Annotated in this window: 30 protein-coding genes; 19 read left to right on the top strand and 11 right to left on the bottom strand. The window is 44.6% G+C overall.

Annotated elements, in window-relative coordinates; genetic code table 11:
• The first annotated feature begins 7 nt into the window (after positions 1-7).
• Both LI82_RS11265 and LI82_RS11260 read left to right on the top strand, forming a co-directional pair.
• Positions 8-868, top strand: coding sequence for a DUF7714 family protein (locus LI82_RS11265; RefSeq protein ID WP_048195812.1), 861 nt, complete (start codon positions 8-10; stop codon positions 866-868).
• 15 nt (positions 869-883) lie between these two features.
• Complete coding sequence (locus tag LI82_RS11260) at positions 884-1,885, top strand: isocitrate/isopropylmalate family dehydrogenase (RefSeq protein WP_048196310.1); 1,002 nt, start codon at positions 884-886, stop codon at positions 1,883-1,885.
• A gap of 130 nt (positions 1,886-2,015) precedes the next feature.
• Here LI82_RS11260 and flaJ read toward each other — a convergent pair whose 3' ends face one another.
• From flaJ to LI82_RS11220, 8 genes are all read right to left on the bottom strand, one after another.
• Positions 2,016-3,671, bottom strand: a complete 1,656-nt coding sequence (gene flaJ / locus LI82_RS11255) for an archaellar assembly protein FlaJ (protein ID WP_048195810.1) — start codon at positions 3,669-3,671, stop codon at positions 2,016-2,018.
• Positions 3,672-3,681: 10 nt separating this feature from the next.
• Positions 3,682-5,334, bottom strand: a complete 1,653-nt coding sequence (locus LI82_RS11250; protein WP_048195808.1) for a type II/IV secretion system ATPase subunit — start codon at positions 5,332-5,334, stop codon at positions 3,682-3,684.
• A gap of 23 nt (positions 5,335-5,357) precedes the next feature.
• Positions 5,358-6,053: an ATPase domain-containing protein gene (locus LI82_RS11245; protein WP_048195806.1), complete on the bottom strand. Its 696-nt coding sequence runs from the start codon at positions 6,051-6,053 to the stop codon at positions 5,358-5,360.
• Positions 6,054-6,063: 10 nt separating this feature from the next.
• Complete coding sequence (locus tag LI82_RS11240; protein ID WP_048195805.1) at positions 6,064-6,567, bottom strand: flagellin; 504 nt, start codon at positions 6,565-6,567, stop codon at positions 6,064-6,066.
• A 44-nt stretch (positions 6,568-6,611) separates the two neighbouring features.
• Positions 6,612-7,052 (bottom strand): hypothetical protein, encoded by a 441-nt coding sequence (locus LI82_RS11235; protein ID WP_048195803.1) that lies wholly within the window; start codon positions 7,050-7,052, stop codon positions 6,612-6,614.
• Positions 7,042-8,355 (bottom strand): FlaD/FlaE family flagellar protein, encoded by a 1,314-nt coding sequence (locus LI82_RS11230; RefSeq protein WP_048195802.1) that lies wholly within the window; start codon positions 8,353-8,355, stop codon positions 7,042-7,044. Before LI82_RS11230 ends, LI82_RS11235 begins: the two co-directional genes overlap by 11 nt.
• Positions 8,356-8,552: 197 nt before the next feature.
• Positions 8,553-9,257: a UMP kinase gene (gene pyrH, locus LI82_RS11225; protein ID WP_048195800.1), complete on the bottom strand. Its 705-nt coding sequence runs from the start codon at positions 9,255-9,257 to the stop codon at positions 8,553-8,555.
• A 297-nt stretch (positions 9,258-9,554) separates the two neighbouring features.
• Positions 9,555-9,731: a 4Fe-4S binding protein gene (locus LI82_RS11220; RefSeq protein WP_048195799.1), complete on the bottom strand. Its 177-nt coding sequence runs from the start codon at positions 9,729-9,731 to the stop codon at positions 9,555-9,557.
• Between the two features lie 303 nt (positions 9,732-10,034).
• On the opposite strand from LI82_RS11220, the gene LI82_RS11215 reads away from it, so the two are divergent.
• The 9 genes from LI82_RS11215 (at position 10,035) to LI82_RS11175 (ending at position 17,586) form a co-directional block, all read left to right on the top strand.
• Entirely contained in the window at positions 10,035-10,667 is a 633-nt protein-coding gene (locus LI82_RS11215) for a type IV pilin N-terminal domain-containing protein (RefSeq protein ID WP_052402917.1), read from the top strand.
• Between the two features lie 45 nt (positions 10,668-10,712).
• Positions 10,713-12,893 (top strand): ATP-dependent DNA helicase, encoded by a 2,181-nt coding sequence (locus LI82_RS11210; protein ID WP_048195797.1) that lies wholly within the window; start codon positions 10,713-10,715, stop codon positions 12,891-12,893.
• A gap of 128 nt (positions 12,894-13,021) precedes the next feature.
• A complete protein-coding gene (locus LI82_RS11205) occupies positions 13,022-13,426 on the top strand; it encodes a GerW family sporulation protein (protein WP_048196307.1) in 405 nt (134 codons plus the stop codon).
• Between the two features lie 41 nt (positions 13,427-13,467).
• Positions 13,468-14,166 carry a DUF2953 domain-containing protein gene (locus LI82_RS12610; protein WP_052402915.1) on the top strand — a complete coding sequence of 233 codons (699 nt, stop codon included), beginning with the start codon at positions 13,468-13,470 and terminating at the stop codon, positions 14,164-14,166.
• Positions 14,167-14,190: 24 nt separating this feature from the next.
• Complete coding sequence (locus LI82_RS11195) at positions 14,191-15,150, top strand: beta-ribofuranosylaminobenzene 5'-phosphate synthase (RefSeq protein ID WP_048195796.1); 960 nt, start codon at positions 14,191-14,193, stop codon at positions 15,148-15,150.
• A 1-nt stretch (position 15,151) separates the two neighbouring features.
• Positions 15,152-16,180: an NOP5/NOP56 family protein gene (locus tag LI82_RS11190; RefSeq protein WP_048195794.1), complete on the top strand. Its 1,029-nt coding sequence runs from the start codon at positions 15,152-15,154 to the stop codon at positions 16,178-16,180.
• Entirely contained in the window at positions 16,181-16,867 is a 687-nt protein-coding gene (locus LI82_RS11185) for a fibrillarin-like rRNA/tRNA 2'-O-methyltransferase (RefSeq protein ID WP_048195793.1), read from the top strand. It begins immediately after the preceding gene.
• A gap of 42 nt (positions 16,868-16,909) precedes the next feature.
• Positions 16,910-17,152, top strand: coding sequence for a DUF2769 domain-containing protein (locus LI82_RS11180; RefSeq protein ID WP_048195791.1), 243 nt, complete (start codon positions 16,910-16,912; stop codon positions 17,150-17,152).
• A 2-nt stretch (positions 17,153-17,154) separates the two neighbouring features.
• The gene (locus LI82_RS11175) at positions 17,155-17,586 is read left to right on the top strand and encodes a rhodanese-like domain-containing protein (RefSeq protein WP_135607260.1); all 432 of its coding nucleotides are present in this window, start codon (positions 17,155-17,157) and stop codon (positions 17,584-17,586) included.
• Between the two features lie 8 nt (positions 17,587-17,594).
• Here the strand turns inward: LI82_RS11175 and LI82_RS11170 are convergent, their stop codons facing one another.
• A complete protein-coding gene (locus LI82_RS11170; protein ID WP_048195789.1) occupies positions 17,595-18,218 on the bottom strand; it encodes an LbetaH domain-containing protein in 624 nt (207 codons plus the stop codon).
• Between the two features lie 126 nt (positions 18,219-18,344).
• Between LI82_RS11170 and LI82_RS11165 the strand changes: the two genes are divergently transcribed.
• The 4 genes from LI82_RS11165 (at position 18,345) to LI82_RS11150 (ending at position 21,913) form a co-directional block, all read left to right on the top strand.
• Positions 18,345-19,103 carry a PAS domain S-box protein gene (locus LI82_RS11165; RefSeq protein ID WP_048195787.1) on the top strand — a complete coding sequence of 253 codons (759 nt, stop codon included), beginning with the start codon at positions 18,345-18,347 and terminating at the stop codon, positions 19,101-19,103.
• 63 nt (positions 19,104-19,166) lie between these two features.
• Positions 19,167-20,642 carry a sensor histidine kinase gene (locus LI82_RS12605; protein WP_052402912.1) on the top strand — a complete coding sequence of 492 codons (1,476 nt, stop codon included), beginning with the start codon at positions 19,167-19,169 and terminating at the stop codon, positions 20,640-20,642.
• A 10-nt stretch (positions 20,643-20,652) separates the two neighbouring features.
• Positions 20,653-21,045 carry a response regulator gene (locus LI82_RS11155; RefSeq protein ID WP_048196299.1) on the top strand — a complete coding sequence of 131 codons (393 nt, stop codon included), beginning with the start codon at positions 20,653-20,655 and terminating at the stop codon, positions 21,043-21,045.
• 181 nt (positions 21,046-21,226) lie between these two features.
• Entirely contained in the window at positions 21,227-21,913 is a 687-nt protein-coding gene (locus tag LI82_RS11150) for an HAD family hydrolase (protein ID WP_048195786.1), read from the top strand.
• Here the strand turns inward: LI82_RS11150 and LI82_RS11145 are convergent.
• Complete coding sequence (locus tag LI82_RS11145; RefSeq protein WP_135607261.1) at positions 21,893-22,306, bottom strand: PaaI family thioesterase; 414 nt, start codon at positions 22,304-22,306, stop codon at positions 21,893-21,895. The two genes, LI82_RS11150 and LI82_RS11145, sit on opposite strands and share 21 nt — an antisense overlap.
• Positions 22,307-22,675: 369 nt before the next feature.
• On the opposite strand from LI82_RS11145, the gene LI82_RS11140 reads away from it, so the two are divergent.
• Entirely contained in the window at positions 22,676-23,098 is a 423-nt protein-coding gene (locus LI82_RS11140) for a Rossmann-fold NAD(P)-binding domain-containing protein (RefSeq protein WP_048195781.1), read from the top strand.
• Positions 23,099-23,121: 23 nt separating this feature from the next.
• On the opposite strand, the gene LI82_RS11135 is transcribed toward LI82_RS11140, so the two are convergent.
• Positions 23,122-23,490, bottom strand: coding sequence for a hypothetical protein (locus tag LI82_RS11135; protein ID WP_135607262.1), 369 nt, complete (start codon positions 23,488-23,490; stop codon positions 23,122-23,124).
• A 145-nt stretch (positions 23,491-23,635) separates the two neighbouring features.
• Between LI82_RS11135 and LI82_RS11130 the strand changes: the two genes are divergently transcribed.
• The 3 genes from LI82_RS11130 to LI82_RS11120 all read left to right on the top strand — a co-directional run bounded on the left by LI82_RS11130 (position 23,636) and on the right by LI82_RS11120 (position 26,125).
• The gene (locus LI82_RS11130; protein ID WP_048195777.1) at positions 23,636-24,736 is read left to right on the top strand and encodes an outer membrane lipoprotein-sorting protein; all 1,101 of its coding nucleotides are present in this window, start codon (positions 23,636-23,638) and stop codon (positions 24,734-24,736) included.
• 73 nt (positions 24,737-24,809) lie between these two features.
• Positions 24,810-25,283: a hypothetical protein gene (locus LI82_RS11125; protein ID WP_048195774.1), complete on the top strand. Its 474-nt coding sequence runs from the start codon at positions 24,810-24,812 to the stop codon at positions 25,281-25,283.
• Positions 25,284-25,312: 29 nt separating this feature from the next.
• Positions 25,313-26,125 (top strand): hypothetical protein, encoded by an 813-nt coding sequence (locus tag LI82_RS11120; protein WP_048195772.1) that lies wholly within the window; start codon positions 25,313-25,315, stop codon positions 26,123-26,125.
• The last annotated feature ends 9 nt before the right edge of the window (positions 26,126-26,134 follow it).

Below are 26,134 nucleotides of genomic sequence, written 5' to 3'. Positions count from 1 at the left end.
GTGGCTCATGATATTTCCAGATGAATACAAGTATGTAGGTGTGACCGGGATACACCCTGATGATACAGAGGAGAACATCATCTATTTCCTTTCCGAATACATGGTCGTTGAGCACCAAGTTGGTGAGGATGATATCGAATATTCCATCTATCATGTAACAAAGCAAGGCGATGACCTTTTGCGTGATGTGGAAAAGCTTGACCTCGTTGCATCAGGTGAACAGGTCATAAAGTATGACGCAAAACTGAACATAAAGGACCGTGCACAGCTTATTGAAATCGCTGCAGGCCTCTGCAAGGATGGTGTCAGTACCGTCATATTCACAGGTGTGGACAATCACGTGACGTTCGTGCATGAACCCTCACTGTCTGAGATCATAGACATCGAGATCGTCGATGTGATCCCTCCGGAACCCTCATGGCTTTCCCACGTGGTACGAAGGCTTGAGGCAAGTGGCATATTCGGGGACTTCGGAGTGCACTTTACTGAGAACGTTATAGATCTCTCCCAGTTCGAAGGTCCTAAGACGGTATTCCCTTGTTCCTGTTCCGGGCTTAAGGGCAAGTTCCTTGATTGCGATACAATAACAGAGGATGGCACTCTGCTCGTGGGATGCGAGATATCTAAAAAGCTTTTTGAGACCAGATTCCCGGATGTTGAGTATTCACTGGTGAACATATGTCCTTTCAAGTCCGATATCTTCGAACCCACAAAGCCTTTTATCACCAGGTGCTGTCGCTCCGAGAAGTCCGGGCGGGTTACCATTAACGGTATCGAAGGCGTTGTGGTCCACTGGGGCGCATCTGAGTTCTTTGTGGCAGAAGCTGTCAGGGACCTGGCACTGGACCTTGCGGAGAAGAGGAAGTGAATCATGTCTGAAAAAATGAGAGTTGCAGTGGTTGAAGGTGATGGTATCGGTAAGGAGGTCATCCCTGCGGCCGTAGAGGTCCTTGATGTATTTGGTCTTCCAATCGAAAAGGTTCCGCTTGAATTAGGATATGGAAAGTGGGAGAAATGTGGGGTAGCTATCGATGACGATGACCTTGATGTGCTGAAAAGCTGTGATTGTGTTCTTTTTGGAGCGATCACCACACCGGCTGATCCCAATTACAAGAGTGTGCTCCTCACAATACGCAAAGAGCTTGACATGTATGCGAACATCCGTCCGATCAAACCTCTTCCCGGTGTAACAGGTGTGACCGGAAAAAGTGATTTCGATTTTGTGATCGTGAGGGAAAATACCGAAGGTATGTATTCATCCATCGAAGAGATTCATGATGATGTGGCATATACGAAAAGGGTGGTTTCCCGGAAAGGATCCGAGCGGATCGCAAAGAGTGCCTGCAAGCTAGCCAAAGAGCGACGGAATGATCTTATGATCGTTCATAAATCCAATGTACTGAAGTCGGATACGTTATTCCTGGATGTCTGCCGTGAGACCGCAAGGTCAGAAGGAGTTGATCACAGGGATATGCTGGTGGATGCAATGGCATATAGCCTGATGACATATCCTGAGAGGTATGATGTTGTTGTCACGACCAATCTCTTTGGTGACATACTGAGCGATATGTCAGCAGCACTTGTTGGCAGTCTGGGGCTTGCTCCCAGTGCGAACATAGGGGATAAATATGCTTTCTTTGAGCCGGTACATGGTAGCGGTCCTGATATTGCAGGTAAAGGTATTGCAAACCCGATAGCAGCTATCCTGAGTATGAAGATGATGCTGGAATGGATGGGTTATCAGAAAGAAGCAGACCTCGTTGAAGAGGCTGTAGGCAAAAGCATACTTGAAAAAATAACTACTCCTGACCTTGGTGGGGATGCCAGTACCATTGAGGTTGGCAGGGCAATTGCAAATTACATAAAGGACATGCTGGATAGATGATCCCATCCGGTTGACTTTTTATTATTTTTATAATTTGTTCATTTAGTTTTTATCAACTCATTTTGAAAACCATCGATTTTCGGATTTGACTACATTAATTTGAATCTCTTAGGTTAACTCTCTGTTTCTGTCACGTGGCCCCAAGCAGGGATGCAACGCCTGATGTTGTGAACACTGCGCTGAAAGCCGAAATCCATGTCATAATCACAAAATCTGTCGTTGAACGGAGGACATGCCCCCCGTCAACAAATCGGATTAGCAGCGCTGACATGAGTGAATGTGCTATCATGATGAACAATATCATAGCCGAAAGAAGTTCTATACTCCCTATGTCCGTGTTCAGGATCATTCGCATACCCATCCCTTCTGGCATCGAAATTGTCGTGAACATGTCCTGCATAAGGTCAACGACTCCAAGTGAGATATAAAGGGTAAAACCGATTCCTGCTGTAAGTCCGTATAGTACTCCTACAAGATTGGAAGCAGACTGGTACCTTTTTTTTCTCAGATTTACGATGCGGTGGAAGTTTGTGGCGATCATATCACCGATCACTTCCGGCTGTCCACCGAGTTTGGTGGCTTCAACGAACATGGCGCTAAACCGGTGTATGAGGTTGCTTCCGGTGCTGGCTGAAAAGAAGTCCCATGACTTACTTTTGTCCACACGGGTGTTTATTCTCTTGAAAAGTGCATTAACATCATCAGTAAGTGGGCCAAAGTCATGTATACGCAATGATTTAAGTGCCTCGTCGATAAGTCCTCCTCTTGCACCTGCAGAACTTCCAAGGGACCTGATGAACGAGGAATAGTTCTCATCCTTACGTTTGATCTCTTTTTCAATTGTTTTTGCAACATGGCCTATATATACCAGTGGTGTCATTACTGCTGCAACAGCAATAGGCAGTTCCAGTTTGCCGTATAATATGACAGCTATGGCGACGATAATACAGCCTGCAAATGAAATTGGGATGGACTGGTATAATTTTGTCTTGGCTTTTGTTGTTATTTTTGTCTGTTGCCAGATAGGGTCTTTCGGGACCTTTGATTTTGTAAAAGTGATCATCACAATATCAGTTACTACGAAAACACTAACAACTATGCTCATCAGCAGAACAGCATCCATTCCGGTAATGACAGGTATGATCACTGCAAAAGAAGCAAGGAATATCAGTGCCATAATAAGGGAAACGAACAGTTCCTTGATGACCTCTATTGCATAGAGTGCTCCGTTGTATATCGATTCATACTCGTTCATTACGACATTCTGTTCTGCAGCAAGGAAAACTTTGATATCCTCTCCTGACTGGAGGCCATGTGCAAACCTGTCCAGAAAGTCTTCATAAAGGACAGAGGGAGTTCTCTTTGATGTAAATCGGCATGCATCGGAAAGGCTCATGTTCCATACTGTGACAAGGTTGTATATCTTTTCACTTTCCTTTGCAAGGAACTTGTAACTCTCATTTTTGGAAACTATCTTTATTATATCCAGCCTTGGTGTCTCAGCTGTGGATATTGCCCCCATCTGTGTGATGTAGTAGTGCATGTTGTTATCGATCTGTGCAGCTTTACTTCCAAGTATCGCAAAAGGGTAGTAGAATGCAAAAATAATGCATATAACTGGAATAAGTGCAGGAATGATCTGAGCGCTTCCAGTGAAGAGGCCCGGTAACAACACATAGATAAGGATCGAGAAGATAAATCCAAAAGACACTACTGGCAAAGCTATTTTTTTCACATAAGCTTTAGGTTCCATTTCCAGTGCGTTGAATGCCTTTTGAAAGTCCATTTATCTGTCCTCATATTGCAAAAGGCAGTCCTTCAACACCATACTTGTAGAAGTTGATAATGATCTCAAGGACATCGTAGTAATCCTTGATCTCTCTTTCTTTCATCTCTTCCAGTATTCTTGCCCGCAACATCAGTTCCTTGTATATCTGCCTCTTGTCCTCATATCCGAGTTTGGTTGCGATCTTATTCTCAAGGATGAAACTGTTATTAATACCCCTGAAATTATGGGTGTCGGTATCCGGATCCCACTGGAAAACGGCTCTTGTAACGACACCGCCTGCATCTTCATAGTATCCTTCTATCTCTTCAATAGCAAGGCACCGCCTGATGATTTTTCCGTTTCGATATACTGCTTGTAATATCATTGCAACATTGAGGTTATCAATGAAGGTAACGGGAATATTTATCGGGTCACCGGTAAGACGCTGGATCATCTTTGTGACAGCAGATGCGTGGAATGTTGCCATTACTGCGTGACCTGTTTGCATGCCCTGAAAAGCTACTGCTCCTTCCTCCCCACGTATTTCACCCACAATGATATAGTTCGGTCTGGACCGCAGAGCTGCTTTCAGGAGTGCAAAAGTGTCGACCCTTGAGTCCGGTGGTCCGTCCTCACGGGTTATCAGCTGCTGCCAGACTGGCTGTGGTGGCTGCACCTCTGCTGTGTCTTCTGCTGTGAATATCTTGGATTTCGGGTTAACAAATGCAAGGCACGCGTTGAGCATGGTGGTCTTACCACTTGCAGTTTCTCCGCTGAAGAATATACTCATCCCATTCTCAAGGCAGATCCACATGTATGCGGCTATCTCACAACTGATAGCTCCCCACATGATCAGTTCGATAATACTTACCGGAACCTCACTGAACTTACGCATGGTAAAACTGCTTCCGCGCCTGCTTACATCATGACTGTAAACGATATTGATACGCGATCCGTCCGGAAGTGCACCATCGGCGATAGGTCTGGCATCACTTACAGGTCTGCCGATCCTTTCACTCATGCTCCTGAGCCAGTGGTCAAGGCCTTCCTCATTTCCAAAAGAAAGGTCTGTTTTCATCATACCCAGTATCCTGTGGACGATAAAGACTCCGGATATTCCTATGCTGTGTATGTCCTCAAGGTGGGGGTCCCTGATTATTGGTTCTATGGGCCCTGAACCAATGATATTTCTTTCAATATGGTACTGCAGATTGTTGAATTCCTGCTGGGTAACAGGAATTTTCTTTTGTCTTGCGATGAGTTTCTCTATTAAACTCAACTTATTGTCAGTGGCGATCTGGCCACCTACTCCGATATCCACTACTTCGGTCAAAAGTTTCCCAATGAGTTCCTTCAATTTATCTTCATTCTTTGGGACAGGTTCGTTTGCAGACCTTTCAAGGATTATGTTCATAATGGCATCGTATTTCGCCTTTTCAAGATTATTAAGGGGAGGTTCTATTGTATAATATCCGATCTCTCCCATTTCGGGGGTTCCGTACAGATGAATGAAAACGGGATCTCCCACAGGGAGTATCAGGTTGATGTATCCATCGTCCTGTATATCTTTTGAGAGGCTGGTTACGAACTCAGGGTTATTGCCGGTCCTTTTTACAAAGTCCTTGATGTAAACTCCCAGATGGGGGTTTCTTTGTAATGTTTTTTGATACTCAGCTTCCACTTAATATTCCTCAGCTTGTTTTTTTATACGACGGATGCTATTTCAACGACCAGTCCTACCTTTGGCTCGATCCTGAAACCTATCATCTGCCCCACAGGGCCTTTTGCCCCAGTGAACTTATTCACAATAACTGTACGTTTTACCTCAGAAGCCATTGCCTTTGACTGCAGTGTCATATAAATATCACAGGATGAGCGGAACATCGATGCAAGTTCATTTCCCAGTTCACTGGCTTCTATTGTCAGGATTATGACCTTTCCCATTCCATTAAGCTTTTTGAAGAACGATATCAGTTCCAGACTTTTTTCAGTGTTTGCACTGTACTTTATGAGTGCAGATATTGTGTCTATTACAATGACATCCTTCTCGAATAGTTCTTCTGCACCCATTAATCTTTCAATGAAATCGATCCTTGACTTTGCAGATTGTATAAGGGGTATTACCGGGATATAGAGTAGTCTTCCTTTCAGTAGGTGTGGAGCGATCGGATAGTCAAGCGAGTACATCTGGTTGATATATCCCTTTGTTGTGAGTTGTGTGGAGATGAAAGTAACACTTGTGTCTCCCTCGATCAGGCCGTAGGTAATACGCTGACAGATGGTACTTTTACCTCCTCCACTACCTCCCTCGATGACGACAAGGGATCCCATTGGGAATCCTCCTCCAAGTTTTCTATTGAACTCATCTCTGGGAATCTCGAAAGAACGAATCGATGGCATATTTCCTCTCTTATATCCTGAAATCCATTGAGTCGGACTTTCCATTTTCTGTGGCGATCAGTATTCTGTGATCACCTGTGGTCATTTCATCTGTTACTTTCATATTGACAACAAGTGTATCTCCTGGCCGCCAGAGTACATCCTGATCAAAAAATTCCATCTCTATATTTTCCGGATCAACATGCAGGCCATCTATGAACACGTCAAGGTATTCGGTATCCAGATCAGTCCTGCCAGTGTTTTTTGCATAGAATGTATACTCTTTTGAAGTACTGTCGTATGGTATTATCTTTGGATCGCTGATGATGGTGATGTCTGTCTTTATTTGCTCCGACAGTACCTTGCTGCTTGATGCAGTAGCACCTGTAAGTGACTGGACATTTGCAGACATTACTGCAATAACGGTCATAGCTATAAGAATGGCAGCTATGAAAAATATCATGTGGGTAATTGCAGTCTCAGCCTTCCTGTCTTTGATAAAACAATGGGTATCTGAGCTTTTTAGGAACGCCATATCTACACCTTTTACGATTCACTAGTATAATCTCAGTTTAATTATTAATCCTTTATTTTATCCGGAACACCGCTAAGATATCCGGACACTCCACTATCGGTAATAATTTTCACTCTTTTGTATCCAGGTTTGGTGACATCTTCAACTGCAAATGTTTTTTCCTCTCCTGGATACCATTTTGCAGTTTCCGGGTAATAATCATAATTTAAGAGATGTCCATCTACAAGTATACTTATTTCATCAGAATCAAGGACAATATTCCCGCTGTTGGTCACCTCGACCATAAATGTGGAGTTTTCATCGTCCAATGTCATTGAATCAAGGGATATTCCACTGTTCAGTTTCGTATATTGCATTTCATACCTTATGCTTTCAGCATCGCTTATGACATCATTTGAATTGCTCATCACAGCGTAGGAATTTGTGCCGAGGACAAGGATCGAGACAAAGAATATGGAAATAACAACAGTGGTCTCAAATCCCATAAAGCTCCTCCAACCCATGTTTCACTTTCGCCATCTCCCTGTCGATCATGCTGAGCATGTTCCTGTCAATCTTGCGTCCGCAAAGTTTTTCGATGAAAAGCAGTGACTTTGTGTGATCTTCCGGTAAAAGCCTCCATGTGGGTTTTTCCACATAGTAGTCTATTCCTCTGGCATAGGCCATGATCTCTGATCTGACCTCTTCACTTATCCAGCCAATATCAACATAATAATCAAGAGCATCCATAAGGTTGTTTCTGCCGACACGTTCCATCAGGAACTCTATCCAGTTCAGCAGGACCACGACGCTCATAGGGTTCTTCTTAATGGACTCCAGACGGACTATGGGGTTTCTTGCGCTTGCTTCCTTTCCCCCATTCACCGGCTGTCCGTATTCATCGGTCTGGTTTGAAATAGCCTCATCGGCCACCTGTGATCGTTTTAGAATTGCCTGTTCCACTTTTTCCTGTAGCTCGGAAAGGTCGATCTTCTCAAGTTCGCCTATCCTGCCTGCAAAGGTACTTGTTGTTTGTGCAATATCCACGATGTCCATGTCAAGTTGCTTTTCCCTTTCGTACGCATCCTTGACCTGGGATGCGATCTCCGTAACGCTTTCCTGAAGTGTAACAAGAGAATCTGCAAACACATCCATTTTTGTAGTTATATTCTCTATCTTTGATTCAGTTTCAGCAGGAAGTCCTGGTATCTGTATGCTCTGGTTAAGTCCTTCTACCTCTTTTTGGAGCATCATTACAAAATCAGCAACTTCAGCTATCCTTTTATCAGCTTTTTCAAAACGCTCAATGGTGGCACGACCACCAAGCTCATCTCCAACAAAAGGATTTACCTGGTTCGAGACCAGCTCGTAAAGCGAAAGCAGTTCCAGTACGCTCTGGTCTATCTTTTCCACTGTTGTCTTCACACTCTGGCTTTCTCTCTGGACTGTAGATATGGCTGTATCTACTTTTGAGAGTTTGGACTCAAGCGCTTTGATCTTTTCAGCATTCTCGTTGATCTGTTTATTGTCAACAGGTTCAGTTTCCTTGGTGTTTTCTCCACCTGCACCTGCCGGTGAAGTGAATGAGGGTGCAGCTCCGAAAGGCGAACCTACCGGTGGTCCCGAAGGTGACCCTCCGGGAGAATTAGTGGCATCACCAAAATCAAGGGGGCCTGCTGCAAAAGGGGATTGCGGTGAATCAAACGGAGACGGTTGTGAATCGAAAGGTGAACCTTCCTGTCCGTTGCTCCCATTTTTTCGAAGAATCCCCTTTGTAAGATTCTTCAATTTATTACTGAACCCAGCCATATTTTCACGGAATGCTGTAATTAGACTGTAGATTTAACCTCAAACATATATGTATTAATATAGATGTATCATGCTATTATATAAAAATATTCCAAAAAAAGATGCTTTCCTGTGATGGTTTTTATTCAATCTCCATCACAAGTTTATTTTGCCATCAATGAAAAATGTCGTTTATCAGCCCTGCATTTGTCTTTATATCAGCCGATTATACGTGTTCCAAGGTGTACTCCGGTTATCTCTCCTACTTTTGAACATTCCTGAAGTACGACCTGAAGTACATCTTCGGGATCAGTTCCATCCATTACGATGGTATCAATGTTGCAGCGCTCAATGATCTTGGAAGCAAGAGGGTCTACAGGTGATTTGGATCCGGCTTTCATTTCTGTTGAAATTACGACGCTGACAAGTTCCTTTGCTGTCATGACATCATATTTCTTTGCATTGGGGTCTTCTCTTGGATCACTTGAATATACACCGTCAACGGATGTTGCGATCACCATCATGTCTGCATTGAGATATTCGGCAAGAACTGCGGAAACCGCATCTGTGGTCTGGCCTGGAATAACTCCTCCCATTACCACTATCTTTCCGGATGCAAGGGCAGATTCAGCTTCCTTGTAGCTGGTGGGTGGTTCAGGGTACGCATCTTTTCCAAGTGCTGCGATCAGGAGCTGGGCGTTGAGTCTTGTGATGTCAATTCCAATAAAATCACATACAACTTCGTTTGCTCCGACACTTCTTGCAACGTCTATGTAATTCCTTGCTGCAACACCGCCACCGGTTACTATCACTAACTTATGTTCACGTCCCAGTTCCCTGAGTGCGGAAGCATAAGCAACAAAATGCTCAGGATCCAGGTCCTTTGCGAGTATGGATCCACCTACTGATAATACAACTAACATGATGATCTTTACTCCTAACGTTGTCAATGCTTTAAATCTATCGCCACAATGAACAACATCCTATAGCTTTATTTTTGGTTGCGGGTAAAAAAGTTATTGTTCACTCAACCGTGTTAACTATTAAATGTACGCTCGGATCTGAAACGTAACTCTTCTGATAATGATCAATGTGAAATGACTGAATCTAAATCAGCAATTGAAATAAACAGTATGCAAAACAAAAGATGCAAAACAAAAAATATGATACAATACAAAATAATTAATAGAAAAATAGAAAGATAAATGGAATAAGCAGGCTTATTCCATTGTGATCGCATCTGTTGGACAGGAGTCCACACATGCACCACAGTCAATACATTCGTCAGCATCTACTACAGCGATGTTGTCGCCGTCCATTGAAATTGCTTCGGATGGGCAGTCATCTACACATGTTCCGCATCCTACACATTCATCTCTGTTAATTACTGCTACCATTATTATTTTCTCCTATTCAAGTTGGTTTAACTTGTATTAGTTGCAAATTTTGCAATATACCCATTAAATAAGTTAGATAAAAAGCTATCGATTATCCAAACACGTTTCTCACTTTTAAGAAACTAGTAAGACCGGCTATGTATATATCTGGCTATTCATTGCTATTTCAGGGTATACTTTTCAATAAATTGAATCTCCTATTTTTAAAAAAGTGGGTTCAATTCAAGTTCTTGTTTTATATATAGCAACTGTCTGTCAAAAATCTTTAATATTCCTCTGCAATCTACCCGGTTGGTTGAGATTATGTTAGCGATCCTAAAAAACGATGGTGCAGTAGCACCAATAATCGGAGCGCTTCTGCTGGTCATGCTGACCGTGCTTCTTGGAGGTGTGGTGGCAGCAGCAGTAATTGGTGATGGTATCTTTGGAAGCATTTCCTCTTCTACGCCCATGGCTATGATAGAGGTCAAAGATGCTGTTGGCGGCGTTCCTAATTCAGTACAGTATAAAGAGAACTATGTGATACTCGAACACAAAGGCGGAGACCCGCTGGACCTTGACTCCACTTTTGTGGTCCTAAGTGGCGATGGAAGCAGCTATGTAGGTAAAGTGGGGCATGGCGGGTTCAAGGTGTACGGGCAGGTAACTGCAAAATATTACGACCTGACACCTTCCGGTACATGTGCAACCTACAAGAGCAATAATCCATGCATCGATGATGGTCTGTGGTCTGCCGGTGAGTTCCTGGTGCTTAATGGTGATGACAGTATAAATGGTACGGATGCTTCCACGGTCCGTGTTAGTGTAGGGGGTTACTCGGATACTTCTAATAATTACGGCTTCAGGCAAGGCACTCTGATGACTGTTAAGGTGTTTGATAGTACTACAGATCGTGTTATTGCAGAGGACATTGTGTCGGTAAGACCTCTGGACTGAGGATCCATCATACCATTAAAGTAGGGTGAATACATAGGGTGTGCGATGAGTGACAATCCCGCGTATATGAAATATTTTCCCAAGAGTTCATGTTATAATAACCAGAAGGAGGCAATGGACCGAATACATTCTGCCCTTCTACAGAAGCAGTTCGTACTATTTGAGGGCGCATGCGGAACCGGCAAGACGCTGAGTGCCTTGTCACCATCACTTCACGTGGGTAAGCAGCTTGACAAGACTGTCATTATAGCTACGAATGTACATCAGCAGATGGTCCAGTTCATCAATGAAGCCCGGGACATCAAGAAGATGCATGATGTCAAGGTTGCTATTGTGAAAGGGAAGACCACAATGTGTCCCCATGAAGCGGATTATGAGGAGTGCTCTGTCAAAAGGGAGAACACCTTTGAGCTTATGGAAGCCGAGCGGGAAATGCATCTTAAGCGGCAGGAGCTCAGGTCCGCAAGAGAAAGTTACAAGAAATCCCATGACCAGGCCTTTGTAGCACTTCGCGATGAACTTGCAAAGGAGCTCGATGCCCTGGAAGAGAAGGCCAAAGGCCTGCGTGATCGGTCCTGCAATGACCTTTATGAGGTGCTTAGGTCCGATAGTGAAAAGTTCCGTGACTGGCTCTTTAAAGAAGTACGCACTCCTGAAGAGGTCAATGACCATGCTCTTCAAAATGGTATGTGTGGATATGAGCTGCTAAAACGTGAGCTCAAGCATGCGGATCTTCTGATATGCAATTATCATCATGTGCTGAATGCGGATATCTTCTCAACGGTACTGGGCTGGCTTGAAAAGGAACCCCAGGATGTCATCGCTATCTTTGATGAAGCGCATAACATTGAATCGGCAGCACGTTCCCATTCATCTATCTCCCTGACCGAGCATTCCATCGAAAAAGCAAGGGCAGAACTTGAGGCCAACATCGACCTTCTGGCAGATGACAATATCCATAACCTGTTCAAGGTCTTCCAGGATGTTATTACCGAAACCTACAATTCCAGGTTCAAGTTCGGTGAGCGCGAACGTGTCAGGAAGAACTGGTATGATATGCGTATCAGTGATCCCTATGACCGCAACGACATAGTACGTGCAAGGTTCCTTCGCAACGCAAAGGAGGATTTTGGTGACAAGGATGAGATCCAGATACTTCTCTCAGAGGCAAGCGAGATCGGGGCAAAACTCGATGAGACCTACCGTGACCAGTATAAGAAAGGTTTAACTGGTGTTATGAAGCGCTCCCACATTCGGTATGTTGCAGATTTCCTTTCAGCTTACCTGGAGCTGTCCCATAATCCTAACTATTATCCTATACTAAATGTCCGCAGGGATATGAACGATGAGATCTACGGTCGCGTGGAACTGTTCACATGTATCCCTAAAAACGTTACAGAACCGCTCTTCAATTCCCTGTTCTCAGGTGTACTGATGTCAGCGACACTTCATCCGTTCGAGATGGTGAAGAAGACACTTGGGATCACACGGGAAACCTGCGAGATATCCTTCGGCACCTCCTTCCCGGAAGAAAAACGCCTTTCAATTGCAGTGTCCATTCCTCCTCTCTTTGCCAAGAACCGGGATGATCCGCATACGGTCGGGTTGCTGGAACAGGTCCTCCTGGATTCAATTGAGCATTCAAAGGGGAATGTTATCATCTTTTTCCAGAGCTCCTTTGAGGCAAAGAGGTTCTATTCAAAAGTTGAACCCAGAATAGATGTCCCTATCTTCCTTGATGAGGTCGGTGTGTCTTCCCAGGAAGTCAGGCAGGAATTCTTTACTATAGGTGAGTCCGGTGGCAAGGCCGTACTGATGTCCTATCTCTGGGGAACCCTGAGTGAGGGTATAGATTACCGTGATGGCAGGGGTCGCACCGTTATTATCGTAGGGGTGGGTTATCCGGCCCTCAATGACAGGATGAATGCAGTGGAATCAGCATATGATCATGTCTTTGGTTACGGTGCAGGATGGGAATATGCCATACAAGTTCCAACGATACGCAAGATCCGGCAGGCCATGGGCAGGGTTGTCCGTTCCCCTGAGGATTACGGTGCACGCATACTTCTTGATGGCAGGTTCCTGACCGATTCAAAGCAGAGGTTCGGCAAGTTTGCTGTCTTCGATGTGTTCCCGCCTGCAGAAAGTAAAGAGTTCGTGGATGTGGACCCTGAGAAAGTGAAGTATTCGCTGATGAACTTCTTCATGGACAACGAGGGGCAGTAACGGCATTTTAAATTTTAAAATGTATTCCTGTGGGGATACATTTATACTGTTGTCCACCATAATTTCTTTTATATAGCACATATCCGGGTGTTGTGATCCAGCTTCCGGATAATTGGGAGGTTATCGATATGGGAGTCGAAGATGTTATAAAAGAAGTGACCACCGAGCTTGAGCGGATGGTCAGTGCAAAGACAGTGATCGGAGAACCAGTAGTTGCCGGGGGCAAGACCATCATCCCTGTTACCAAGGTTTCCTTTGGTTTTGGCAGCGGTGGCGGAGAAGGCACCAAAGGTGAAACTGAAACCGGATTCGGCGGTGGTGGCGGTGGCGGTGCTAAGATCGAGCCTGTTGCTTTCCTCGTGATCGAGGAAGAAGGTGTTCGCCTGATGACCCTTTCCGGAAAGAGCGATTTCGGGAAACTGATCGAAGCCGTCCCGGAAGTGTTCGAGAAGATTAAATCTGCAAAAGGGAAGATGAAAAAGAGTGAAGGAAAAGAACCTGAGGGCGATGTGCCCGAGGATGATGGCGAATAATCCGCTATCACTTCTTTTGACAACATCGTAAGCGGTTGAACATGTCACTTCTCATCTACTCGCTTAGCCTTTGCATTATTCTTTTACTGGGGCTTGTCCTGTTAGCTCCGATAGACGTTGTTTTCAATGTAAGGGCCGATCTGAATGGCGTTCATAGCAGGGCATATGTGAAGTGGACAATCCTTTCGACGCATTTCTCGAAGAAGAATACTCTGGAAAAGGAACCTGACAACAAAGAAAAGCCTTCGGGTAAGGCCGATGAAGGTGGCACCCTGGAATGGATAAAACGCAAAGTGGAAGGCAAGGGGGAAAACGATCTCGAGGAAGGATCTGGCATGCGGGAGTCCTTTGATGATTATTACACACAAGGACGTATGGTCTATGGTATCCGCGATCCTGTCTTTAGCCTGTTGAAAGGGATCCTTTCAGCCATACATATTCGTGAGTTGTCCTGTGACCTGGACTACGGTCTTCCTGACCCGGCAGATACAGGGATGCTTTGCGGATATCTTCACACCCTGGCATCTGTGGTTCACAGTGGTTGCAGGAAATTCCATTATTCTGTTGATCCTCTGTTTGCCGAAGAGGGGTTAGATGTGAACATGTCAGGCGATATCCGGTTCCGCATCGGGTCTTTTATTCCCCCTCTGCTGAGGTTCATGTTCAGCAGGAAAGTATTGGGGGTAGGGTGGTGGTTTGTGAAAAACAAACGCTCTTCCCGTTCGGGTGTTAGTGTTTAATATTATGAACGCTGATAAACGAGCATGATAAAAATAAGATCTCCATCCAGGTTGCATCTGTCTTTAATAGACATGAATGCAGAGCTCGGAAGGGTGGATGGCGGTGTGGGGATAACCCTTGATTCGCCTAATATCACACTGAGTGCTGAAAAGCATGATGGGATCGAAATTACAGGTGGATCAAGCCTTTCAGACCGGGTGCATGCTGCTGTGGAAGCTTTACTTCCCGAAGGTGAAGGCGTAAAGGTTCATGTGGAAGAAGATATGCCTCCTCATGTTGGTCTGGGGTCAGGTACCCAGATAGCCCTGAGCGCTGCAGCGGCAGTTAACGAACTTTACGATCTTGGGTTGAGCGTCAACGAACTTGCCATCAGGGTTGGCAGGGGTGGTACTTCCGGTATAGGTGTTGCTTCTTTTGAAAATGGCGGTTTCCTTGTTGATTGCGGGCATAAGTTCAGTGATAAGGGGTCATTTTCCCCTTCATCTGCCAGCAGGGCGGATCCAGCTCCGGTGATCTTCAGGCATGACTTTCCAGAGTGGGACATCATACTGGCACTTCCGGATTCCAAAGGGGCACATGATGCCCAGGAAGTGGATATATTCAAAAAAGAGTGTCCTATTCCTCTTCAGGAAGTACAGGAAGTCAGTCATGTTGTGCTGATGCAGATGATGCCTTCTATCATAGAGGGCGATATTGAAAACTTCGGAATGGCCCTGAACCATTTGCAGTCAGTTGGTTTCAAGAAACGAGAGGTTGCTTTGCAGTCACCGGCTGTGCGGGACCTTATCGAGTTCATGCAGGACCTTGGGGCAGCAGGTGCAGGAATGAGCTCTTTTGGACCTGTGGTATTTGGTATTGTGGACCACAGACGTATGGCTGAACAGATAAGAAAGGAAGCACAGCTTTTCCTTGATGATACCGTTGGCGGCAACGTTGTCCTGACACGTGCGAACAACTCCGGTGCAAAAATATGGAAGGATTGATTTGAAGATCATTACATGGTATGGGGTCCTAACCCTTGAGGATAATGTTGTTGTTGATTGCGAACTTTTCAATAAGGACGTCGAGGAGCTTGCAGAAGGTCTGCTTCAACGGAATGTTGCAGGTGCACACCCCCCCGAAGCAGGGTTCGACATCCGCGCTCCGGCGATCTCCTTCTATTTTGTGGAAGATGATCGGGAATACGATTCCCTGCTTCGCGATGTGAGCATACGTGCAGGAAAATTACGTATTTCCCGCACCAACACACCGGACATGCGTATCATTCAGGCAGTTGAAGCACTGGGTGACATTGATGATGCAGCAAATGCACTGTCCGAGCGCCTGTCTGAGTGGTATGGATTGCATTTCCCGGAACTGGGATTCAGTTCAGAGCAGCTTGCAAGATTCGTAAAAGAGCATGGTGCACGTTCCAACATACCTGTTGATGACGCGATGTTCGAAAAGGCTTCATCCTCCATGGGTGCCGAACTTCCTCCTGCTGATGAGGAACTTGTGAAGCAGTTCGCTTCGAACATATGTGATATGTATGATAACCGGCACAGTATCGAGGAAAGCATTCTCCGGAACATGGAAGAGATCGCTCCCAACCTTACCAATATTGCAGGTCCTCTCATCGGCGCACGCCTGATCAGTATGACAGGCGGTCTTGAGAGACTCTCACAACTCCCCTCCAGCACGGTCCAGGTAATGGGTGCCAGCCGGGCACTTTTCAAGCATCTCAGGTCCCGTGCTCCTTCGCCGAAGCATGGCCTGATATTCAATCATCCACTCATCAAGAACTCTCCCTGGTGGCAGAGGGGTAAGATCGCACGTGCACTGGCTGCAAAGATCAGTCTTGCCTGCCGCACAGATGTGTATTCAGGAGAACTGAGTCCTGCTATAAAGGTCGGTCTTGAGAAGAAGGTAAACTCAATAAAAAGTTCCAATCCAAAGCCTCCTGCAAGGGAGAAACCTTCCGGGAAAGGTCGGGGTAAGGCTAAAGGGAACATGAATTCAGGGGGCAGGCGTTAAATGGCTGCAAAAGAACTTTCAGATGGTATTTTCGAAGTACAGAAGAGTGGCAAGAGGTTCATCGGTACAAAGAATGCAGTACCCGGTTCAGCTGTCTACGGTGAAAGACTCGTAGAGGCGGAAGGGGACGAGTACCGCATCTGGGATGCACGCAGGAGCAAGCTTGCTGCCATGGTTCTCAAGAAGATGACCATTCCCATCAAAAGGGATTCCCATGTCCTGTATCTGGGTGCAGCCTCCGGAACCACTGTGAGCCACGTTTCTGATATTGTCACCGATGGTCTGGTTTATGCTGTGGAATTCTCCCCTCGCACCATGAGGGAACTGATACAGCTATGCGATACAAGGCCGAACATAATCCCGATCCTTGCAGATGCTAATCATCCTGCTTCCTATGCACATATCGTTGAACAGGTCGACGTGGTCTTCCAGGATGTGGCACAGCCCAACCAGGCACAGATCGCGTCAGTGAACTGCGGACAATTTCTGAAGAATGAGGGTCACCTTCTCCTGTCTATCAAGGCGAGGAGTATTGATACTGTTGCCAATCCCGCAAAGGTGTTCAAAGAAGAAGTAAAGAAGCTTGAAAAGGAATTTGATACTAAGTTCCAGATCATAAAAAAGCAGGATCTTGCACCTTTCCATGAGGACCACCTCGGTCTGATCGCACAAATGGTTCTCAGATAAAGATAAAGGGAAGTTATTCCCTATATTTTATGGGAATCAATTATGTCTGATATTGAAGGAGAAAAGATCGGCGGGAAATACTTTGGGATATGCCCTTCATTTCATCATTCCAAAGCCTGCAATTGTAAACATTGTCCATCATCCCCTGGAGAAGGGTATATGTTCTGTGCAAGGGGTAACAAGTTACCTGTTCCTGAAAAAGCGGGCTGTCTCTGTAAAGAATGCTATGTTTATGGCCAGTTCGCTCTTGAAGGCGAATATTTTTGCAGAATGGAGGATGAATGAATATGATCTCTGAGAAAATTGTACTGGTTCTTGCAATTCTGGTAATTTCCTGTTTCATTTTAGGTTGTGCTAAACCGGCTACATCAGATCAGGTGGTCGAGGTCGATAGAACCGCAGGATACACGGATGTATCGGTACAGGAAGCAAAAAAAATGATAGATTCCGGGGAAGTTTTCCTGCTGGATGTCCGTACTGTCAATGAGTTCGAAACTGAGCACATCGAAGGTGCTGTGAACATTAATGTTAACGAACTTGGCTCACGGCTGGACGAGGTCTCAAGGGATGAAACGATACTGGTCTACTGTCGGACGGGTGCGAGAAGTGTCACAGCAAGCAACATTCTTGTTGATGCCGGATATGCCGATGTTTACAACATGCTGGGTGGTATCAACAAATGGAAAGCAGAGGGTTACCCGTACGTGAGCGGGTCCTGATCCTTATTTTATTTCCTCTGGTTGTATCCATCTGCCAGCTCTACGTTTACTTCGACAACCTCCCGGTTGGTGTTCTTGAATGTGTATCCTTCGTATATTTCAGGCAGTTTGTCTGCATCTTCCTGGGATGTGATGGTAACTCCTGCAGGGACGTATCTGTTCTCCGGGACATTCGCGCCGATCACGCAGGCCTTTGGTTCAAGTACTGAGTTCTTTCCAATTGTTGCCTTAAAGACAAATGTCTGCATACCTATGAACACACCGTCGAAAACAACAGCTGGTCCGTGAACCTGTGCCTGGTGGGCAAGGGATACACGCTTTCCTATGTAGATAGAATAGTTCTCCCCGTCGACTTCCACCTGGTTCTCCTTTATCGGGTTGCCATTCTGGTCAATGGTCTGACGACCGTGAAGGACAACTGCGTCCTGGACATTACTGTGATCATCGATCCTGATGTCCAGTCCCTCATCTCCCCTTACAGATGCGTAGGGCGCAACCATCACTTTTTCACCGATGGAAACTGCCCCGATGACCATTGCCTGTGGGTGTATGTATGCTGTTTCAGAGATATTCGGATGCTTGCTTTGCGGATTCCATGAAGTTATCGGATTTGCTTCAACGTTTTCTGGCATAGTATCACGGAGAATTATAATGGTTTTCTATTAATAATTCATTTCCCTCGGGAGAAATCAAGGTTTATTTATAAGCAGTCAAGTAACTTAATATTCAATATCTGCGTTTTTCTTTTGGGAGTTAGCATGTACGAATCTGAAAATGAACCTGTAAAAGGGGTTGATGTAAATGCTCCTGTGTCGGATAGGTTGCTGCGTATCCAGCGAGATATAGGCATTGCCTTGTGTTCCAGTAGCAATCTGCTCACAAACCTTGAACTTTTGCTTGAAACGACCCTTAACATAGGGGTTATTGATTGTGGTGGCATATATTTTGTCGATGAGGATACTGATGAGATCTATCTTGTAATGCAGAAGAACCTTTCAGAGGAATTCATTCGCAGAAATTCCCATTATGGGTCAGATTCTCCTCAGCATGCTGTCCTCGAAAAAGGTTTGCCTTTGTATGGGGCTTGTTTTGAGTTTACGGATAAGATCCCTTCTGATCCGTTCACAAAAGGTATGCTTGGGTGTGGGATTCTTCCGATAACATACGGTGGTAAAGTGGTGGCCAGTTTGAACGTTGCTTCACATAGCCATGATATACTACCTTCTGAAATCAAGGATTCTCTGGAGGCCATTGCTGTACAGATAGGTGGTTTCATCGCAAGGATCCGGTCCGAAATGAAACTGGAAAAAAGGCAAAAGGATCTGCAGACCCTGTTCGAAAGTATTGAAGACCTTTTTTTTGTGCTAGATATAGAGGGTAATATCATCGATGCCAACAAAAAGACCCTTGATAGGCTGGGCTATACGCTGGAAGAGTTCTGCAAATTAGGTCCTATGGGTTTGCATTCCAAAAAATATCACGGTGAGGTCATAAAGGCCATTGAGGAAGTGCATTAGAAAAACCATGCTTCCTTTTCAATTCCCATACTCACAAAAGACAGGTTTTCCATTCCGGTTGAAGTGAAAGTAACTCCTGGCAAATGGAATGGAAAAGATGCCTATTTTAGCATATGCAGGGATATCTCCGATCGGGAACGTGCAGAACTTATGCTAAAAATGGAAAAGGACAAGCTCCAGAATTACCTGAATATAGCAGGTGTAATCATTTTTGCAGTTGATCGGGATCAGACGGTGATCTCTATAAATAGGAAGGGGTGCAGGATGTTCGGTCTTCCTGAGTCCGAGCTCCTCGGGAAGAAATGGTATGATCTGGGGTTTTCAGAAGAGTTCAGTTTTCAGGGGCGCAAAGCTTTCCCTAAAATAATGGCTGGCGACACTAATGTCATGGAATATTCTGAGAGTAGCATTGTCACTGGCGCCGGGGATGTACGGATCATTGCATGGCATACTGTGGTTCTGAAAGATGATGAAGGTGTTATCACAGGCATGTTATGTTCTGGTGAGGATGTGACCGAGTTCAGGAACACAGAGGAAGCCCTGAAAAGTTCTGAGGAAACCTATCGTGTCGTTTTCAATGGTTCACTTGATGGTATAACTATCCATGAAAAGGAGAATTACAAGATGCTTGATATCAATGACAGGGGTTGTGAGATGGCAGGCTATTCCAGGGAAGAAGTGCTTGGAAGGACTGCTGAGGATATTAAGCAGGGAAAGGCTCTCTATTCATTGGAAAAGATCATGTGGCTTATCGATACTGCATCTGAAAATGGGTTTGCAAATGCTGAATGGCAGGGAAAGAGGAAGAATGGTGAGCTGTTCTGGACCGAGGTCATGGCAAGATCGGCTATGATCGGAGGTAAGGAGCGCATAATTGTCACAATCCATGATCTCACTGAGCGCAAGAACGCAGAAAAGGCGTTGATGGAGGTCGAAGCGATGCGCAAAAAGGAGATACATCATCGTATCAAGAACAACCTTCAGATAATCTGCAGTTTGCTCGATCTTTGTTCTATGGAGTTTGATGATTCTTCTGTGGTTCAGGCTTTTATGGAGAGCAGGAGTCGCGTTATGTCGATGTCGTTGATCCATGAGGAACTTTACCAGTCAACAGATATGGAAAGCATTAATTTTGCTGATTATATCCAGAAGCTCTCAGCTGAGCTTATCAGTTCATATTCTCTTGATAAGGATATTGAACTGGAACTTCGTGTCGAGGATATCTTTTTGAGCATGGATACGGCAATCCCTCTTGGGATAATCATAAATGAATTAGTGACCAATTCTTTGAAACATGCTTTTGAGGGAATGTCGGGGAAGATCTGTATTGATCTAAAGCATGGGGATGAAAATAAATTTATACTATTCGTGAGTGATAATGGTGTAGGGTTCCCTGAGGGAATTGATTATAAGAAAAGCACTTCATTGGGTTTACAGCTTTTGAAAACGCTGGTCGATCAGATAGGGGGAACTATTGATATGGATCGAAATTGCGGAACAGCTTTCACAATAATATTCAATGAAAAAAATAGGATCTGAAGGTCACAAGATGAAACAGGCAAATATTTTAGTCGTCGAGGATGAGAATATCGTTGCTTTAAGCATAAAGAACAAGCTTGAAATGATGGGATATTCCGTAGTTGGCACGGCTCCTTCAGGAGAGGATGCTATTATAAAAGCGGATCTGTTCTATCCTGATCTTGTGCTGATGGACGTAATGCTCAGAGGCGAGATGGATGGCATCGAGGCAGCTGAAAAGATCAGGGAAAAATTCGATATTCCGGTGATCTTCCTTACAGCATATACTGATGATAAGACCCTTGAGAGGGCGAAACTCGCCGAGCCCTATGGTTACATCTCAAAGCCGTTCAAGGAACAGGACCTCAAGTCCAATATCGAGATGGCCCTCCACAAGCATGAGAAAGAGATCAGGTTAAAATAACTGGATGGGAAATTGTATCTGCAGACGTTGCAGGTATATTCGTATTTTTAGTGTAAGTTTTTTGTTGTCACGTTATGAGAATAGCTTATTTTAATAAGCTATATCAATAACCTGTGTTATAGCTCCCTTCATCTTAGTATGTTGAGCGTTTGGAATCTATTCATTTTAAAGGGTGTAATTTGTGCTAAAAGTTTTGATATTTGACATGGATGGTGTACTGGTGGACTCTATGTCCTATCACACCGAGGCTATGCAGCATATCTTTGATGAATTGGGTATCAATATGGACAAACAGGACATCTATGACAAGGAAGGGTCAAAGACCGTAGAGATCGTCAGTTTCCTGCTTGAGAAGGAAGGTATCGATCCTCTTGATTTTGATGTCGATGGCCTGATTAAAAGATACAGGGCAGAGTTTGCAAGGATACTTGTGTTGAAGTCGTTCAGGGAAATTGATGATTGCCTTCCGATATTGAGGGAGCGTTTCATGCTTTCAGTGGTCTCGGGTGCCGACAGGAATATCGTGCATGATGTTATTGGGAGATTGTTTGATGGTATTTTTGACATTGTTCTCAGTGGCGAGGATGTAGAAAATGGAAAACCTGCACCTGACCCTTTCCTTAAAGTTGCTGAGATGTTGAATGTTGACCGGAGTGATTGCCTTGTGGTGGAGAATGCACCAATGGGTGTGGAGGCTGCGAACAGGGCCGGTATGTTCTGTGTGGGTGTGCCTACTTATGTCAGTAAAGAGAGCATCATCAATGCTGACAAAATTGTGGATGATCACCGGATGCTGAAGGAATTCCTGCTTGGGCTCGAACATCCGGAAAAAGGTGAGGTCGAATCCTTACGCCTGATCAATAAATGACTCTAATGTCTGTTTTTTCCTGTATACCATTCCCTGGAAGATGGCAATTGTATTGCTGTTGTCATCGGTAACTTCGATGGTATAGGTTGCTATCTTCGGGTTCTTTGAGGTTTCTCGTGCTTCGGCTATCAGTGTTCCTGAGGTTGCAGCTGTCACGAAAGATATTGTTGCATTTATTGCAACTGCAACTGTCCCATGGGAGTTGGCAGCAGCTGCAAAAGTGAAGTCTGCAAGGGTAAATGTTGCTCCGCCCTGTACGATGCCTACGCCATTGAGGTGGTGTTCCTGAATGTCCATTTTTGCTTTTGCATATCCTTCTGAGACTTCCAGAAGCTCGGCGTTGATGTATTCTGCAAATTTGTCTCGTTTGAAGAACTCTTTTATCTGGTTCAAATTCTTTCCTCTTTTTTGCTTTAATAGAGGGGTAGTTGTTTGCATATGCTATATTTGTACTCCATCATTATCTTTAAAACTACCATATGTTACTAAAACGACTATTCAATTAGGAAAGCACTATCCATTAATGAGAATAAGGATGTATGTCCGCATAAACCCCCCTATTTCCACTGGAGGAAATTGTTCGGATCAAGATATTTTGCACTTTTCGGATATATCTGTATAATATTAGGCAAATTCCGGGGTGTGAATCTGACTAAAGAGCAAATAGAAGGTATTTTAAAGGACGAAGTATAAGATTATTTTAAGTAGTTAATTACATTTTATTATAGTAAAATTATTTTCCGATATCAAGGGAGTGCTAATATGGGATTGGATTATTCGGAGTTCTGGAATGCAGATGAGTATGTCGTAGTGGACGACAAAACAAAACCTGCGATCAAGTGGGCAGTCAATGAGCTGAAAAAACGTGGTAAAAGCGTCTATTATGTTGATCTTTCCAATAGGCCGGAGTTTGATGCCATCAAGTCCGTAGGGGAAGTCCCTGATGGTATTGAGAATGCGGTGATAGGTCTGACCACCATGGAACCTGCCGATACTATGAAGCAACTCTTTGACAAAGGTGTTGTCAATACCTGGATCCACTGGAGGACCGACACGCCTGCTGTAAGGGAGCTATGTGCTGAACATCAATGTTTTACAGGCAGGTGTCCCATGATGTACTTAGGCAGTGATCTGAGCATCCATGGCGTACACAGGGCGATTGCCAAACTGACGGGAAAATATTGACCCTCCTCCCATCAGGCAAGAATTCATTTGCCTGAACGTATTGTCATTATCCCTCCCAGAATAAGCATGGCAGCGACAGGTGCCCACATCACGCTCAGCAATGCAAATCCGAAGATAGCCGGTATGATCATCAATATGCCTGCAATCAGCTGATCTTTTTCGGCATATATCCCTCCTGCTATCCCCATTGCTCCGAAGAGCATTATCATTAAGCAAAATGCGGACATGATAAGCTCGGGGTCAGAAATCCCAAATACTGAAGGTACTCCGTATATAATTCCCCATCCTCCTATTTGGAGGCCACCGACTGTAACTGCGAACATATATGCTCCTGCGATAATCGCTAGGAGTCCTCCGGTTATGCCTAATACTTTTCCTTCTTTTCTCTGCATAATCTCTCTTCTCCGGGCTTCTGTCTTTTGAAATGGGGTGCTTTGATAAAACAATTTTGTCATAAATGCAAAACTTTTATTATGTTTATCTGCATTGTGGATATCAAACATAAACCTTCCGTGAGAATGGTGGTCGTGAATTGAAATGATACGTAATATGGCAAGAACCAAAGTTTTGTTTGTTCTCCTTTTGATATTTTCTGCATTTTTATCTGCAGGGTGCGTGGATGATCAGGTCTCAGCAGAAGAGATCGCAGAAAAAATGCAACAGAAAAATGACCTTATTGAAGACTCCTCATTCACTTTGTATCTGACAATGTCACTCATGGGTCAGGAATCCGTGATGGAGCAGGATATGATCCAGAAAAAAGAGAAGATGAGGTCGGTCACTAAACAGCCTGCAGAACAGGCAGGTACAATTGTCGTTTCCAATGGAGAGACCATGTGGACATATGATCCCGGGCAAAACTCGGTCTTTATAATGGAAATGCCGGATCTCGATCTGGATCAGGAAATAAGTTATGCTGGTCTCATTGCACAGTTCCTTAATGAAAGCGATGTCTCTTTTTCCGGAATGGAAAATATCGAAGGCAGGAACACTTTCATAATGAACCTTGAGCCAAAAGAGGAAGTATCATCTGCAGGGCCATTTACCGGGAATATCAAGGTCTGGGTCGATGAAGAGACATGGATGCCGCTGAAGTACGACATGTATGATACCGATGGAAACGTAATTATTTCAGTAGAGGTTCGCAATTTGCAGGTGAATACCGGTATTTCAGATGAAGTATTCGAGTTCGAGATCCCCGAGGGTGCAGAAGTTAGCACCCTTGACATGAACGAGTTTGCTCTTCCTGAGGATATAACCTTGGAGGAAGCACAGGAAAAAGCAGATTTTGATATTCTCCTCCCATCATATGTCCCTGAGGGCTACGAGTTCGATCATGCATCACTGTTCGATAACAGCGAGTTCGCATCCGGGAGTCAGGTCCTGCAAAGGGTCACTCTGGTTTACATTAATGGTGACTCCCAGTTGCATATTACTGAAATATTCTATGAAGCCGGTTTCCCCGGACCAACGGAGTTCCCTGGTTCCGAGAGTGTTGATGTCAATGGCTCTCCCGGGGACTTTGTTGAGGTTTATGGAAATAAAATGCTTCGATGGGATGTGGATGATATTGAGCTGGTGATAACCGCTTCCCTTGACAAGGATGAGATGTTGGAGGTCGCAGGGTCGATGAATTGATGTTAACATTCGGGCAGCCGTTTTTTGGGTCAGCTGCCCAAGCATACACATGGATCGTTAAGGTGTGGGTCATATGAGGAAAATATTGGCAGCAGTTCTGGTGGTTGTTTCATTGTGCTCTATTGTTATTCTGGCTGTTGGGGTAGATCATGGTGAAAATGGTGGTATGTCAGCGGATATAAGTTATACTGATGAGGAATTGGATGAGCTTTATTCTGAATTCAACGTAACTGAGAACGACATAAAGTTTGCAAAGGGGGAACTACCTCATTATCTGGAGGGTACTGTGCTGAATAGTGATGTGAGGTTACTTGTAACTGAGGATGGTGAGTCTCCTGAAGGTATGGTGGAAGGGGTAGACTATGAAATGGTCATTAGCGAAGAGGAAATGATCGTGATCGAAGCGGATGCAAGGCAACGATATCTTGAGATATACGGTGTTGATGTGTCAAACCCAAAGCTGGATGAGGTCTATGGGTATATGTTGCCTGTGGGAGAAGTAAAACGGCTTATCATATCGAACCCTTCGTTAGCATTTGATTATTAAAAAGAATATCATATTTCTGGTGATCGCTTATGAACTGGTTTAGAAAATTGGGGATCGGAGTTGTTTTGTTTTTCGTTCTAGTGCTGGTCATAATTGGTGCCATAGGAATTTACAGCGGTGAAAAATCCTATGAGGATAGTTACAGAAGTGACTATGAGTATGGCGTAGTGATCGCTACCAGTTCTACACTGGAAAATGTTACATTTTACCTGCCGGTTCCTGTCTTTGAGAACAGGTCGAAGGTAGCTGAAAGTTTAATCTCTGAGAATCTTCATAATATGCCAGAGGGGTGGAATTTCAGTCTTGTAGATACGGAGTACGGTCCGATGCTCAGTATTACTGCAGATGAGATCGTGCCGACCTATCATTCGTATCCGGTTGCTGTCCCTGAAGATGATCCTGTGAATGATCCTGATGTTGCAGATGAGTGGATGACCTCTGGTGAATATTCGGACGAAAGTCCGGTGCTGGAGTTGTTCGGCTTCGGGATGAATCTGGAGGTGGAGCCGGAAATAAATACCAGGTATCCTTTTGGGAGCGAGGCGATATTAGCTCCAAAGTATGGTCTGGAGGTAGCAATTGATGATCCTGCACATCCCGTATCCCGTGGAGAGCATACTCAGTTGTATGAATATGAGAGTCGTATCTATGCGGATTATGAAACAGGTTCTGATACCAATGTACAGATCTCAGTGAGAATGGAAGGTCTGAACCAGTGGTGGGTGTATGGCTGGAGCTACAATGGTTACAATGACCGTATCTCTACAGAACTTACCGGGGGACAGGATGGTTGGGTAACTGTAAAAGGGCATGTAGTGACCGGTGAGGGTGTGTACGAATAATGGGTTCAG

It is taken from the genome of Methanococcoides methylutens, assembly GCF_000765475.1.
GTDB classification, from domain to species: Archaea; Halobacteriota; Methanosarcinia; order Methanosarcinales; family Methanosarcinaceae; genus Methanococcoides; species Methanococcoides methylutens.
This window is presented reverse-complemented; position numbering and strand designations above follow the sequence as displayed.